At 55.8% G+C, this 14,687-nt stretch carries 12 protein-coding genes; 8 read left to right on the forward strand and 4 right to left on the reverse strand.

The genetic code is table 11. The features are described from left to right. Window positions 1-550 precede the first annotated feature (550 nt). Complete coding sequence (locus tag VGC62_RS21260; protein WP_331189048.1) at window positions 551-2,188, forward strand: Na+/H+ antiporter; 1,638 nt, start codon at window positions 551-553, stop codon at window positions 2,186-2,188. Window positions 2,189-2,250: 62 nt separating this feature from the next. Here the strand turns inward: VGC62_RS21260 and VGC62_RS21265 are convergent, their stop codons facing one another. The 4 genes from VGC62_RS21265 to map form a co-directional block, all read right to left on the reverse strand. Beyond that, the gene (locus VGC62_RS21265; RefSeq protein WP_331189049.1) at window positions 2,251-3,087 is read right to left on the reverse strand and encodes a matrixin family metalloprotease; all 837 of its coding nucleotides are present in this window, start codon (window positions 3,085-3,087) and stop codon (window positions 2,251-2,253) included. 316 nt (window positions 3,088-3,403) lie between these two features. Beyond that, window positions 3,404-4,600, reverse strand: a complete 1,197-nt coding sequence (gene dapC, locus VGC62_RS21270; RefSeq protein ID WP_331189050.1) for a succinyldiaminopimelate transaminase — start codon at window positions 4,598-4,600, stop codon at window positions 3,404-3,406. Window positions 4,601-4,684: 84 nt separating this feature from the next. Beyond that, the gene (locus tag VGC62_RS21275) at window positions 4,685-7,384 is read right to left on the reverse strand and encodes a [protein-PII] uridylyltransferase (protein WP_331189051.1); all 2,700 of its coding nucleotides are present in this window, start codon (window positions 7,382-7,384) and stop codon (window positions 4,685-4,687) included. Between the two features lie 56 nt (window positions 7,385-7,440). Continuing rightward, window positions 7,441-8,223, reverse strand: a complete 783-nt coding sequence (map, locus tag VGC62_RS21280; RefSeq protein ID WP_331189052.1) for a type I methionyl aminopeptidase — start codon at window positions 8,221-8,223, stop codon at window positions 7,441-7,443. A 338-nt stretch (window positions 8,224-8,561) separates the two neighbouring features. Here map and rpsB point away from each other — a divergent pair, with 338 nt between their 5' ends. The 7 genes from rpsB (at window position 8,562) to ispC (ending at window position 14,629) form a co-directional block, all read left to right on the forward strand. Next, window positions 8,562-9,302: a 30S ribosomal protein S2 gene (gene rpsB / locus VGC62_RS21285; RefSeq protein WP_268799910.1), complete on the forward strand. Its 741-nt coding sequence runs from the start codon at window positions 8,562-8,564 to the stop codon at window positions 9,300-9,302. A 189-nt stretch (window positions 9,303-9,491) separates the two neighbouring features. Beyond that, window positions 9,492-10,361 carry a translation elongation factor Ts gene (gene tsf / locus VGC62_RS21290; protein ID WP_331189053.1) on the forward strand — a complete coding sequence of 290 codons (870 nt, stop codon included), beginning with the start codon at window positions 9,492-9,494 and terminating at the stop codon, window positions 10,359-10,361. A gap of 197 nt (window positions 10,362-10,558) precedes the next feature. Further along, on the forward strand, window positions 10,559-11,302 hold the full coding sequence (pyrH, locus tag VGC62_RS21295) for a UMP kinase (RefSeq protein ID WP_331189054.1): 744 nt from the start codon (window positions 10,559-10,561) through the stop codon (window positions 11,300-11,302). Further along, on the forward strand, window positions 11,299-11,856 hold the full coding sequence (gene frr, locus VGC62_RS21300) for a ribosome recycling factor (protein WP_331189055.1): 558 nt from the start codon (window positions 11,299-11,301) through the stop codon (window positions 11,854-11,856). The genes pyrH and frr overlap by 4 nt, the downstream gene beginning before the upstream one ends. 15 nt (window positions 11,857-11,871) lie before the next feature. Next, window positions 11,872-12,627 (forward strand): polyprenyl diphosphate synthase, encoded by a 756-nt coding sequence (gene uppS, locus VGC62_RS21305; RefSeq protein ID WP_331189056.1) that lies wholly within the window; start codon window positions 11,872-11,874, stop codon window positions 12,625-12,627. Then, window positions 12,627-13,442, forward strand: coding sequence for a phosphatidate cytidylyltransferase (locus VGC62_RS21310; protein WP_331189057.1), 816 nt, complete (start codon window positions 12,627-12,629; stop codon window positions 13,440-13,442). The genes uppS and VGC62_RS21310 overlap by 1 nt, the downstream gene beginning before the upstream one ends. After that, a complete protein-coding gene (ispC, locus tag VGC62_RS21315) occupies window positions 13,439-14,629 on the forward strand; it encodes a 1-deoxy-D-xylulose-5-phosphate reductoisomerase (RefSeq protein ID WP_331189058.1) in 1,191 nt (396 codons plus the stop codon). Before VGC62_RS21310 ends, ispC begins: the two co-directional genes overlap by 4 nt. The last annotated feature ends 58 nt before the right edge of the window (window positions 14,630-14,687 follow it).

Consider the following 14,687-nt stretch of genomic DNA (forward strand, 5'->3'; position numbering starts at 1 on the left):
AATGCCCTATGCGGCACGATTGGATGAGCCAAAGGTTCACGGCGAAAATCGATCATCTGTGGACAGGGAAGTGCAAAGCTGGATAGGTGATCGTCGGCAGCATGCCGGGAGGTAGGAGGGGATTTCCGGTCTGTTGGCTCCCCAAAATGAAACCGCAAGCATTTGATTTCATTGGGTCGGCAACGATTAAATACCTTGCCTGTTTTTAGCCCTTGTTTTGATTCAAACTATTGATATGCATAGTGAATTATGAGAGTCGTAGGGTATCCCAGGCTTTGATACCGTACAGGTGCAACGTGTTGATTTCATCAGCCATGAGCCTGCCCCCGATGAGATGGTTGGAAAAAAACGGTGACGGATTATGCCATGGACAAGCGCACTGGGCTTGGCCTGCTGATGTGTTTATCCAGCTGCTATGCACGCAATACCCGTTTATACCTACGGGTAGCGGCGAAGCGACAGCTTAACCCGCTAAGATGGCACTTCGAAGCTGCACCGGAGTCAGTCTCCAGGTATCAGTCAGAACTTCCCCGATCAGGAAAGCGCACCTATGCAAACAGCCTATACAGTCCTTATTTTGCTGACGCTGGTAGGCCTTTCACGATTGGTTGCGCGGGTGATTCCTCTGCCGTTGCCGCTGGTGCAGATCGCCGCTGGCGCCTTGTTGGCCTGGCCGACCCTCGGACTGCATGTGGCTCTGGATCCTGAGCTGTTTCTGTTTCTGTTCCTGCCTCCGTTGTTGTTTTCGGACGGTTGGCGCATGCCAAAGCGTGATCTCTGGCGTTATCGCGGGCCGATTCTGACGCTGGCTGTCGGCTTGGTGATCTTCACGGTGATCGGCGCCGGCTACTTTATCCATTGGATTTTGCCTGGCATATCGCTGCCGGTAGCCTTCGCACTGGCCGCGGTGCTTTCGCCTACAGACGCCGTTGCCGTTTCTGCGATTGCTCAGGATCGTCTGCCTGCGCCAATCATGCGCATGCTGCAGGGCGAGGCGCTGATGAATGATGCAACGGGCTTGGTGACGTTCAAATTCGCGTTGGTCGCAGCGATCACCGGCGTGTTTTCGCTGGCCGACGCCAGTCTGATTTTCGTGCTAGTGGCCTGTGGCGGTTTGGCTGTCGGTGTCGCGTTGAGTTGGTTGGTTGGGCGTTTTCGCAGTTGGATGATTGCCCGTGGCTGGGATGATCCCGCCACACATGTGGTGTTCATGTTGTTATTACCCTTTGCCGCTTACGTGCTCGCGGAGCAGTTGGGAGCTTCGGGTATTCTCTCGGCCGTCGCGGCGGGAATGATGCAGAGTTGGGTCGACTTGCTGCCACGCCAGACCAGCACTCGGCTGCTCAATCGCAGTGTCTGGACGCTGCTCGAATTCGCTTTCAACGGATTGATATTCCTCCTGCTTGGGTTGCAGTTGCCGGACATCATCGGCGCCGTCACCCGCGACGAGGCAACGCTGTGGCCGACACTGTTATGGCGCTGTCTGGATGTGTTAGCGATTTTTCTGGTGTTGGTCGTCTTGCGTTACATCTGGGTGCAAAGCACTTGGCGCTTGATGGTTGTGCTAAGGCGCTGGCGTGGACATTCGCTTGAGCCCACCATGCGTTCTTCCTTGCTGTTGACCGTGGGTGGTGTGCGCGGGGCGGTGACCCTTGCCGGTACGTTATCGGTGCCTATGCTGATCTCGGCCAAGGTAGAGTTCCCTGAGCGCGATTTGCTGATTTTCATCGCGGCGGGGGTGATTCTGCTGTCATTGGTCTGCGCCAGTATTGCGTTGCCACTGTTGTTGCGTGGAGTGAAAAACCAACCCGATTTGCAGATGAAACGCGAGGTTCGCGAGGCTTGGAAGCGCACCGCCGAGGCGGCGATTCACGCCCTGGAAAACGAAGAAATGACCGATGCCACTACCTCGCCCGATGCTGCACAAGCGGTGCTGGCGACTGAAGTGAAAGCACGGATCATGTCCGAATATCGTCATCGTCTGGAAATCTTCAACGACACAGCCGAGGCTCAGGCCTTGGCGTTTCAGATGGACGTATTGGAGCGCAAGATGCGCGTCAGTGCCTTGCGGGCGCAGCGGCTTGAGCTGTACAGACTGCATCGTCATCACCAGATCGGTGATGACGTGCTTGCGTTGGTCCTGGCCGAACTGGACATCACCGAAGCCAATTTCGCATCGCCTCCCTAGGATCTGCCGTTTGATTGTGGCTCACAACGAAACGGCAGACAGCCCCAGGCAAGTGGTCACTTCTATCCGAACCGCGAGTTGGTTCTGGCCGGATAAATGCTGCTCATTAACTCGATGTCCTTCTGGCTGAGCGTCTTGTTAGTGTTGATGATTTGGAAATCTCCAACGGTCAGGGCATTGGGTACATCGAAGTGCATCACTGAACCTGGGTCGTAGTCGGTGTAGTGATAATCGGCCGCCTCGTAACGATCAAGGAAGTTGGCGTGTATCTGTTCTTCGGTGTATCCGGCCGCATACAGGAGTTGCCGCAGTTTCGCATGGTCCCAGGGGATGTTCGATTTTGGATGCTGGTGCTCATGCACGGCGCCCAGCATGTGCCCAAATTCATGTATCACCGTACGCTCGAAATCAGGTTTTGTGACCAGCTTGTTATCGACCACTTCGCCAGTGAGCAGGTGCGAGAGGTTGAACGTCATGGTGGGTTGATTCTGCGGAACCAACAAGGCATCGGTGCCGACTTCACTGCTATGGATGCTGTTTGTCATTGCAATGCGTATATCGCTGGGACCTGTGGATACGAAATCAAACTTCAGATTGATGTGAGGTAACCACTGATTTGCGGCATCGATGAATGGTTGTTTCAGAATGTCTGGCAGATGGTTCAAAAACTCGATTTTGAGTGTTCGACCGCGTGCCCAATATTTGGTGAACGCTACCAATAACCTCGGTTGACGATCGCCTTGAGCCTCGGTGCCGTATTCGCTTTCATAGGTAGGCGTAATAGCGGCGTTGGCTTGGTCTTCTCGAATGGCGGTTTCGTACGAGGCTTGATAATCCTCTGCGTGTTTCTGGATACACAGAGACATGGACGTAGGATTGGATGGTTGAGGGTTTGACATCAAGAGACCTCCAAGGTCATGACAAATGAAGTTTGGAGGTAACAGGTTTGCCACAGGTCGCAGGTGGTATTTATTTAGGGTTGCTGACGGCGTTTTATATGCACTTCTTGAGTTTGATTTAACGTAGCCGAGTCGCAAGTGGTTGACCGGTTGTCGGTCTCGATCAACAGAGCACCCCGCGGCGAATAATCGTCGCCATTTGATAGGGCAATGGGTAGTGGCGCGACCGCCTGTCAGTGATCGCTCCACATACATAAGGAGATAGCCGGGTATTCATCCGTTTGGCAGACTTCCCCAGACCTATCCATCTTTGGGCTTATCGTTGGTTTATGAAGTCGCGAATACGTTCTGCTGCTTCAATGCATTCCGCCAGAGGCGCAACCAGCGCCAGGCGCACACGACCCGCTCCGGGGTTGAAACCATCGACTTCACGGGACAGGTACGAACCCGGGACCACGGTCACGTGCTCGGCCTCGAACAGGTCACGACAGAACTCGGTGTCGTCGGTGCCCACATTCGGCCACAGATAGAAACCGCCATCAGGGCGTTGCACGTCCAGCACAGGCGAAAGGATTTCCAGCACGGCATCGAATTTTTCGCGATACAGCGTGCGGTTGGCGCGCACGTGCTCCTCATCGTTCCAGGCTGCGACACTCGCCAATTGGGTTTGAATAGGCATCGCACAACCGTGGTAGGTGCGATACAGCAGGAACGCCTTGAGAATCTCGGCATCACCCGCGACGAAACCCGAACGCAAGCCTGGCAGGTTTGAGCGTTTGGACAGGCTGTGGAACACCACGCAACGCTTGAAATCCTGGCGACCCAATGCCACGCAGGCGCTGAGCAGCCCGGCGGGCGGGGTTTGTTCGTCGAAATACAGTTCGCTGTAGCACTCGTCTGCTGCGATCACAAAATCATGTTTGTCGGCCAGCGCGATCAGCTTTTTCAGGGTTGCCAGCGGAATCAGCGCGCCAGTCGGGTTACCTGGCGAGCAGAGGAACAGAATCTGGCAGCGATTCCAGATGTCGTCGGGTACTGCGTCGAAATCCGGGTTGAACCCGTGCTCTTGCAAGCATGGCAGGTAGTGCGGCGTGGCTCCGGCCAGAAGCGCTGCGCCTTCGTAGATCTGATAGAACGGGTTTGGACTGACCACCAAGCCGTTGTCGTCGCGATTGACCACGGTCTGGGTGAATGCAAACAGCGCCTCACGGGTGCCGTTTACCGGCAACACATGTTTCGCTGGATCGAGCCAGCCGCTCGGCACGTCAAAGCGCCGTTCGCACCAACTCGCGATGGCTTCACGCACCGCAGGGGTACCCGCAGTCGTTGGGTAGACCGCCATTTGATCGAGGTTGGCCGCCAGCACTTGCGCCACGAATGCTGGCGATTTGTGCTTGGGCTCACCAATCGACAAGGCAATAGGGCGCTTGTCCGGATTCGGTTTGACGCTGCCGAGCAGAACGCGGAGCTTTTCGAACGGGTATGGTTGAAGCTGTTGCAGGGCATTATTCATCGGGTGTCGGTCTCAATGAGCAGGACGTCCCAGCCTTGGATAACCGGGTTGGCGGGACGCTATTGAATCGAATGTTCGGGCTATTCAAATGCTGATGCGCCATTCGCCGGTGGGCTCTTGATTGACGCTGAGCTGTTCGACGATGGCATCTTGCAAACGGCTGCACAGTTGCGGGTCGGACAATGGCTGGTTGTGCTCATCGGTAATGAAGAACACGTCTTCCACACGCTCGCCCAGCGTGGCGATCTTGGCGTTCTGCAACGACAGGTCGAACTCCAGGAAAATCTTGCCGATCCGTGCCAGCAGTCCCGGACGGTCCGGTGCGCTGAGCTCCAGCACCGTCACTGGCCGCTGGGCATCATTGGAAATCGTGACCTGAGGCGCGAATGCAAAGTGTTTGAGCTGACGCGGTACGCGGCGTTTGATGATCGTCGGGTAGTCGTCGGGGTTGCGCAGTGCTTCGGTCAAACCATCGCGAATGTCTTTGATACGCTGTGGATTGTCGCCGATCGAGCCGCCTTCGCTGTCGAGCACTATATAGGTGTCGAGAGTGAACTGGCTGGTCGAGGTAATGACTCGGGCGTCGTGGATGTTCAGGTTCAGTTGGTCCATCGCGGCCACAGTCACTGCGAAGAAATCGTGTTGGTCAGGGGCATAAATGAAGATCTGCGTGCCGCCCTCGAATTCGCGCTGCGTGGTTTCCTTGATCAGCACCAGTGGCCCGCCGTCGGCAGGTTGTTGCAGGATCGCATCGCTATGCCAGGCCACGTCGCCAGCGGTATGACGCAGGAAGTAGTCGTCACCCAACTGTGACCACAGTTGCTCGACATCATCAGGGTCGGTGCCATTGCGAACGAGGATGTCCAGCGCAGCGGTTTGCGTGCGGCGGATTTGCTCTTCGCGGTCGACCGGGTTCTCCAGCCCGCGCTTCAGCGCACGCTTGGTTTCGGTGTACAGCTGGCGCAAAAGGCTGGCACGCCAGGAGTTCCACAGCGTTGGATTGGTCGCGTTAATGTCGGCAACTGTCAGTACGTACAGATAATCCAAATGCACTTCATCGCCGACGAATTGGGCGAAATCGTGGATCACTTGCGGATCGGACAAATCTTTACGCTGTGCGGTGGTGGACATCACCAGGTGGTTCTGCACCAGCCAGACAATCAGGTGCGTGTCCCACGTTGGCAAGTGATGGCGAATACTGAACGCTTCGGCATCGTGTGCGCCCAGCTCGGAATGATCGCCACCACGGCCTTTGCCGATGTCGTGGTACAAGCCTGCCAGGTAGATCAGTTCTGGTTTGGGCAGCTTGCCCATGATCTTGCTGGCCAGCGGGAATTTGTCTGATACCTGCGTGTACTGCAGCTTACGCAGATGTTTGATCAGATTCAGCGTGTGAGCATCGACTGTATAGATGTGAAACAGATCGTGCTGCATCTGTCCCACGATATGGCCGAACTCCGGCAGATACAGCCCGAGAATACCGTAGCGGTTCATCCGGCGCAGGTTGCGATGGATGCCGATCTCGCACTTGAACAGCTCAATGAACAGGCTGGTGTTACGAATATCGTTACGGAAGTCGTCGTTGATCAGATGCCGGTGCTCACGCAGCAGGCGGATGGTGTCGGCGCGCACGCCCTTGATTTCGGGCCGCTGAGCCATCAACACAAAAATCTCCAGCATCGCGAACGGCGTACGTTTGAAAACGTTCAGATGCGTGGCTTCGATGTAGCCGTCGTGCAGTTGGAAGCGTGTGTTGATTGATTCGGTCAGTGCATTCTGATCGTCTGAGAGAATGACTTCCTCGAAGTGCTGAATGATCAGGTCGCTCAACTGCGCGATGCTCATGACCACCCGATAATACTTCTGCATGAAACGTTCGATCGCCAGCTTTGCGTCGCTGTCCTGATAGCCCAGCAGGCGCGCGATGGTGTTTTGATGGTCGAACAACAGCCTGTCTTCGGAGCGGCCCGCCAGCATGTGCAGTGCATAGCGCACTTTCCATAGGAATTCCTGGGACGAAGCCAGCAGGTTATTTTCGCTCTCGAGCAAAAAGCCCTCACCAGCGAGCGCATGCAGATTCAACGTGCCGTACTGGCGACGCGCCACCCACAGGATGGTCTGGATGTCGCGCAGGCCGCCCGGCGAACCCTTCACATTGGGCTCCAGGTTATATTCGGTGTCGTTGTACTTATGGTGACGGTTTTTTTGTTCGGCGCGCTTGGCCAGGAAAAACTCTTTGCTCGGCCACATCTCTTTGGGGCTGGTGACTTCCAGCATGCGCTTGCGTAGCCGCTCGGGGCCGGCGATGGTGCGGCTTTCCATCAGGTTGGTAATCACTGTCAGGTCAGCACGTGCCTCGACCGCGCACTCGTCCACTGAGCGCACGCTTTGTCCGACCTCCAGGCCGATGTCCCACAGCAGCGTCAGAAAACGTTCGATGGGTTCGCGAAAAACTTCGTGGTCGGCGCTGTCCAGCAGGATCAACAGATCGATATCGGAGTACGGGTGCAATTCGCCGCGGCCATAGCCACCGACCGCCAACAAGGCGATATCGGCATCTTCGCTCCAATCGAAATGCTCCCACGCCTGTTGCAGGATGTTATCGACAAACCAGGCGCGGTCCTCGATCAGGCGACGGATGTCGCGTCCTGACTTGAAGCGCTCATCAAGTACTTCATGCGCCTGACGAATGGCTTTCTTGAAGGCCGCGATCGGGCTCGCCTTCAGCGCCAGTTCGGCCTGAAACTGGCCGCGATCGAACAAATCTGGATCCACCTGCGGCATCGAACTGCTTTCCTTCTATTTATATCGGGCCGTATGTCATCAACGTCGGCGCAGGATCAGGCCGACGTGCGGGCAATCGTGTCGTCGCTGCGAAGGGTGAAAATCTCATAGCCACTGGCGGTGACGAGTAGGGTGTGCTCCCACTGAGCGGACAGCTTGCGGTCCTTGGTGATTGCTGTCCAGCCATCGCCCAGAAGGCGGGTTTCGGCCTTGCCCTGATTGATCATTGGCTCGATGGTGAAGGTCATGCCTTCCTTGAGTTCCATGCCAGTACCCGCCTTGCCGTAGTGCAGCACCTGCGGCTCTTCGTGAAATACCTTGCCGATGCCATGGCCACAGTATTCGCGAACCACCGAGAAGCCGTTTTTTTCTGCATGCTTCTGGATAACTTCGCCGATATCGCCCAGGTGAGCGCCTGGTTTCACCGCCTCGATGCCTTTATACAGGCATTCCTGGGTGATCCTGGACAGGCGTTCAGCCCATTCTGGCACTTTGCCTACATGGAACATTTTGCTGGTATCGCCGTGGTAGCCGTCCTTGATGACAGTGACGTCGATGTTCAGCACATCGCCTTCTTTCAAGGCCTTTTCGTTCGGAATACCGTGGCAGACCACATGATTGATCGAGGTGCAGATCGACTTCGGGAAGCCTTTGTAATTGAGGGGCGCAGGAATGGCTTTTTGCTCATTGACGATGTAGTCGTGGCAGATGCGATCAAGCTCTTCAGTGGTGACGCCGGGCTTGACGTACGCACCGATCATTTCCAGTACGTCGGCGGCCAGGCGGCCAGCGATACGCATCTTTTCGATGTCTTCGGGGGTTTTGATGGTGACGGTCATACAAGGCTCTCTGGGCGCGGCGGGGCCGCAGCTAAACACGGAAAAGCGTGATTCTACCAGACCGTAGGAAGGGCAGTTATCGTTGCTGTCTCTAATAGAAGATGCAATGGCAGGAGTCGCCGCTGGCGCAGGATGTAAAAACGCCCGAAGAAACAGGATCTTATTACGGGTTTCGTTATCAGGTCTTTTGTGATATAAAATGCGCCGCTTTCCGGGGTACGTCCCGCAAGCTTAAACCCACACACGTGTCGACACGATGACCTGGGTGCCCTCGGCTCGAGCCGTTGGTTGGTCATTGGGATACGTGGAGGCCTAACCCGACTTATCAAGGAACTATCATGTCCCAAGTCAACATGCGCGATATGCTGAAGGCCGGTGTGCACTTCGGTCACCAAACCCGTTACTGGAACCCGAAAATGGGTAAGTACATTTTCGGCGCGCGTAACAAGATTCACATCATCAACCTTGAAAAAACCCTGCCTATGTTCAACGAAGCTTTGACTTTCGTAGAGCGCCTGGCCCAGGGCAAAAACAAGATTCTGTTCGTCGGCACCAAGCGTTCCGCCGGCAAGATCGTTGCTGAAGAAGCTGCACGTTGCAACTCGCCGTACGTCGATCACCGCTGGTTGGGCGGCATGCTCACCAACTTCAAAACCATCCGTGCTTCCATCAAGCGTCTGCGTGATCTTGAAATTCAGTCAGAAGACGGTACTTTCGCCAAGCTGACCAAGAAAGAAGCGCTGATGCGCACTCGCGACCTGGAAAAGCTGGATCGTAGCCTCGGTGGTATCAAGGACATGGGCGGTCTGCCAGACGCACTGTTCGTTATCGACGTTGATCACGAGCGTATTGCGATCACCGAAGCCAACAAACTGGGTATCCCGGTTATCGGCGTAGTTGATACCAATAGCAGCCCGGAAGGCGTTGACTACATCATCCCAGGCAACGATGACGCAATCCGCGCTATCCAGTTGTACATGGGTTCGATGGCCGATGCTGTAATCCGTGGTCGCAACAACGTTGCTGGTGGCACCGACGTGTTCGTCGAAGAAGCTCCAGCAGTGGCAGTTGAAGGCTGAGTAACTAACGCCTGGCGTTTACTCAGTACGCAAAAAGGGGGCTCTGCCCCCTTTTTGCCACCTCGAAAACCCTCTGGCGTTGCCATCGGTCGAATGGTCATGTGCAGCTGTCAGCATGGATTTTCAAGAATTTGAACGCCCGTTCAGGCGGGTGGAATGGTTGAAGACCTATCCAAAGAGGATTTTGAAATGGCAGAGATTACTGCAGCGTTGGTCAAAGAACTGCGCGAGCGTACCGGCGAAGGCATGATGGACTGCAAGAAAGCCTTGACCAAGGCTGGCGGCGACATCGAAAAAGCCATTGATGACATGCGTGCTTCGGGCGCGATCAAGGCAGCCAAAAAAGCGGGCAACATCGCTGCTGAAGGCGCTATCGGCGTTAAGGTAAGCGAAGACGGCAAGCGTGCGGTCATCCTCGAAGTCAACTCGCAGACCGACTTTTTGGCTTTGCAGGACGATTTCAAGAACTTCGTTACTAGCGGCCTCGAAAAAGCCTTCGCTGACAAAATCACCGATGTGGCTCCGCTGATTGAAGCGCTGGAAGTCGAGCGTACTGCACTGGTTGCGAAGGTTGGCGAGAACGTCAATATCCGTCGTCTGGCCAGCATTGAAGGTGACGTGGTCAACGCTTACCTGCACGGCAACAAGATCGGTGTGGTCGTGGTTCTGAAAGGCGGCGACGCTGAACTGGCCAAAGACATTGCGATGCACGTTGCTGCAAGCAACCCTGAGTTCCTGCTGCCTTCGGAAGTTTCGGCCGAAGCGATTGAGCGTGAAAAAGGTGTTTTCCTGCAACTGAACGAAGACAAGATCAAAGGCAAGCCAGCCGAAATCGTTGAAAAAATGGTTGGCGGTCGTATCTCCAAGTTTCTGGCCGAAGCCAGCCTGGTTGAGCAAGCGTTCGTTAAGAACCCTGAAATCAAGGTCGGTGAGTTGGCCAAGAAAGCCGGCGCTGAAATCGTATCCTTCACTTACTACAAAGTGGGCGAAGGCATCGAGAAGCCAGTCGATAACTTCGCTGAAGAAGTCGCTGCTCAAGTAGCTGCCAGCAAGAAGTAAGACGGTTATCCAACTGTCGCCCCAAAGAGGCTGCCCGCTCACGCGCGCAGCCTCTTTGTCAAAGCGATGGGAGGAATTTGTTTTTCAGGATGCGGCTGACAAGGCTGCATTTCCCTGACGTTGTAGCCTAGAGTTAGCGCAAGCTGAAACCAGCTCGCAACATAGATTTTTTTTAAACGCCGCAGGAGAGATTCGCAATGGCTCAGCAGGGCAGTGGTTATCAAGCTCGCTATAAACGCATTCTACTCAAGCTTAGCGGCGAGGCCCTGATGGGGTCCGAAGAGTTCGGTATTGACCCTAAAGTCTTGGATCGCATGGCATTGGAAGTCGGCCAATTGGTTGGCATTGGTGTTCAGGTCGGTCTGGTCATTGGTGGCGGGAACCTGTTTCGTGGCGCCGCCTTGAGCGCTGCGGGCATGGATCGGGTCACGGGCGATCACATGGGCATGCTGGCCACGGTGATGAATGCACTGGCGATGCGTGATGCGTTGGAGCGCGCCAACATCCCGGCTATCGTCATGTCGGCCATCTCCATGGTGGGTGTGACCGATCACTATGATCGTCGCAAGGCCATGCGTCATCTGAACGCCAGGGAAGTGGTGATTTTCGCGGCAGGTACCGGTAATCCGTTCTTCACCACCGACTCAGCTGCTTGCCTGCGAGCAATCGAAATCGATGCTGATGTTGTGTTGAAGGCGACCAAGGTGGATGGCGTGTACACTGCGGACCCGTTCAAAGACCCACATGCCGAGAAGTTCGATCATCTGACCTACGATGAAGTGCTGGATCGCAAATTGGGTGTGATGGACCTGACGGCGATCTGCCTGTGTCGCGACCACAAGATGCCGCTGCGTGTATTTAATATGAACAAGCCCGGTGCCCTGCTGAATATCGTGCATGGCGGTGCTGAAGGAACCCTGATCGAGGAAGGCCAACAATGATCAACGAAATCAAGAAAGACGCTCAGGTGCGTATGCAAAAATCCCTGGAGTCGCTGGCTCATGCATTCAGCCGCATCCGCACCGGCCAGGCCCATCCGAGTATTCTCGGTGGTGTCATGGTGCCTTACTACGGCTCTGATACTCCGCTGAACCAGGTGGCCAACGTGACCGTGAAGGATTCGCGCACCCTGCAAGTCGTGGCGTTCGAGCGCAACATGTTGGCGGCGGTAGACAAAGCCATTCAGAGTTCTGGCTTGGGCTTCAATCCGACTAACCTGGGTGAGCTGTTGTTGATCTCCATGCCCGCATTGACGGAAGAAACCCGCAAAGGCTTTACCAAGCAGGCGCGTGATGCTGCGGAAGACGCTCGCGTCGCTGTGCGTAATATCCGTCGTGATGCCCTCAGCCAATTCAAGGATCTGGTCAAGGAGAAGGAAGTCAGCGAAGACGAAGAACGTCGTGCCGCTGATGACATTCAGAAGTTGACCGACAAGTTCGTGGCCGAGATAGAAGTGGCTGTGAAACAAAAAGAAGCAGACCTGATGGCCGTATAAGGGCCGGAAGCTTTCATGGAAAAGACAAAGCTGGCTGAGCCGTCGTCGGTGCCGCGTCATGTCGCGATCATCATGGATGGAAACAATCGTTGGGCAAAAAAGCGTCTGCTGCCGGGTGTTGCCGGTCACAAGGCAGGCGTTGATGCCGTTCGAGCGGTTATTGAGGTGTGTGCCGAAGCCAAGGTCGAGGTGTTGACGCTGTTCGCCTTCTCCAGTGAAAACTGGCAGCGCCCCGCGGAGGAGGTGGGAGCGTTAATGGAGCTGTTCTTCACCGCATTGCGTCGTGAGACGAGGCGGCTGAATGACAATGGCATCAGTTTGCGAATCATCGGTGATCGCTCGCGTTTTCACCCTGAGCTGCAAGCCGCGATTCGTGAGGCTGAAGCACGTACGGCTGGCAATAGCCGCTTCGTCCTGCAGATTGCCGCCAATTATGGTGGGCAGTGGGATATCGCCCAGGCCGCGCAACGTTTGGCGCGTGAAGTTCAAGCGGGGCATTTGCGTCCCGAGGACATCACGCCCGAGCTATTGCAGACCTGCCTGGCGACGGGTGATCTGCCCTTGCCGGACCTTTGTATCCGCACAGGCGGCGAGCACCGGGTCAGCAACTTCCTGTTATGGCAGCTAGCATACGCCGAGCTGTACTTCTCCGACCTGTTTTGGCCGGACTTCAAACACGATGCCATGCGCAAAGCGCTGGCCGATTTTGCTTTGCGCCAACGCCGCTTTGGGAAAACCAGCGAGCAGGTAGAAGCTGGAGCCCGAGCTTAATGCTGAAACAACGGATCATCACTGCGCTGATTTTGCTGCCGATAGCCCTGTGTGGCTTTTTCCTCCTTGAGGACGGCAGTTTTGCGTTGTTCATTGGCGTGGTCGTTACACTCGGAGCATGGGAGTGGGCGCGTCTGGCAGGTTTCGAGGCGCAGTCGGCGCGAATTCTTTACTCGGTTTTTGTCGCCGTTCTGCTGTTTTTCCTTTATCTGCTTCCGGGGCTTGCACCTTGGGTGCTGGTGGCGGCGTTGTTGTGGTGGTTGGTAGCGACCTGGCTGGTGCTGACGTATCCGGACTCAAGCGAGCACTGGTCCAGTGTGCTCTGTAAGTTGGTGATCGGTCTGCTGATTCTATTACCTGCGTGGCAAGGTTTGATTTTGATCAAGCAGTGGCAACTGGGTAACTGGCTGATCCTGTCGGTCATGGTGCTGGTCTGGGGGGCGGATATCGGCGCCTATTTTTCCGGCAAGGCATTTGGCAAGCGCAAATTGGCACCAAAAGTCAGTCCCGGTAAAAGTTGGGAAGGCTTGTACGGTGGTCTGGTTGTGAGCTTGCTGATCACCGCTGTCGTTGGCATTTTTCGCAGCTGGTCTGCTTCGCAGTTTTTCTTTGCTCTGATCGGCGCGGCAATCGTGGTGCTGATTTCCGTCGTGGGTGACTTGACCGAAAGTATGTTCAAGCGCAAGTCCGGCATCAAGGACAGTAGCAACCTGTTGCCCGGACACGGCGGCGTGCTTGATCGCATAGACAGTCTGACTGCCGCAATTCCAATATTCGCATTGCTGCTGTGGGCCGCTGACTGGGGCGTGATGTGAGCAATCTTCAGCAGATTACTGTTCTCGGTGCTACCGGCTCTGTGGGTTTGAGCACGCTGGATGTCATCGCACGGCATCCCGAGCGTTACCAGGTTTTTGCGTTGACTGGCTTCAGCCGTTTGACCGAATTACTGGCGCTGTGTGTTCGTCACAAGCCGCAATTTGCTGTTGTGCCAACGACGGAGATTGCTCGTACCTTGCAGGCTGACCTGCAGGCTATAGGTTTGGATACTCGCGTATTGGCAGGGGAGGGAGGCCTATGCGAAGTGTCGGCTCATCCTCAGGTCGACACCGTGTTGGCGGCCATCGTGGGCGCTGCGGGTTTGCGTCCGACCTTGGCGGCGGTCGAGGCCGGCAAAAAAGTCCTGCTCGCCAACAAAGAAGCGCTAGTCATGTCCGGCGCCCTGTTCATGCAGGCGGTGCGTCATAGTGGCTCAGTGCTGCTGCCAATAGACAGCGAACACAACGCAATCTTTCAATGCCTGCCGGGCCATTACGCCAACGGACTCGCAGGCGTGGGTGTTCGGCGCATTCTGCTGACGGCATCGGGCGGTCCGTTCCGTGAAACGCCGCTGTCGGACCTCGCTGGTGTGTCGCCAGAGCAGGCATGTGCGCATCCAAACTGGTCGATGGGCCGCAAGATCTCGGTTGATTCGGCGAGCATGATGAATAAGGGGCTCGAGTTGATCGAAGCCTGTTGGCTGTTTGATGCCCGGCCCGAGCAGATCGAAGTCGTTATTCACCCGCAGAGCGTTATCCACTCAATGGTGGACTATGTGGACGGTTCGGTGTTGGCGCAGTTGGGCAATCCAGACATGCGTACCCCAATCGCCCATGCGTTGGCATGGCCTGAGCGCATCGATTCGGGTGTCGCCCCATTGGATTTGTTTACTGTCGCACGTCTGGACTTCCATGCACCGGACGAACTGCGCTTCCCATGCCTACGGTTGGCGCGGCAAGCTGCGGAAACGGGGGACAGTGCGCCAGCGATGCTCAATGCGGTCAACGAAGTCGCTGTGGCGGCTTTTCTGGACAGGCGTATTCGCTATCCAGAAATCGCGAGTATGATCGACGAGGTTTTGAATCGGGAGCCTGTCGTCTCGATGGATGAGCTGGACGTCGTGTTCGCGGTGGACGCAAAGGCTCGTACGTTGGCTGAGCAATGGCTCGGTCGAAATGGACGATAGACGGAATATGTCACAAGACACAGGTCAGCGGGTGAGCGCGCACATCGTCAATGCTGGC

Origin of the sequence: Pseudomonas sp., from assembly GCF_036404235.1 — a bacterium.
Classification (GTDB): Bacteria; Pseudomonadota; Gammaproteobacteria; order Pseudomonadales; family Pseudomonadaceae; genus Aquipseudomonas.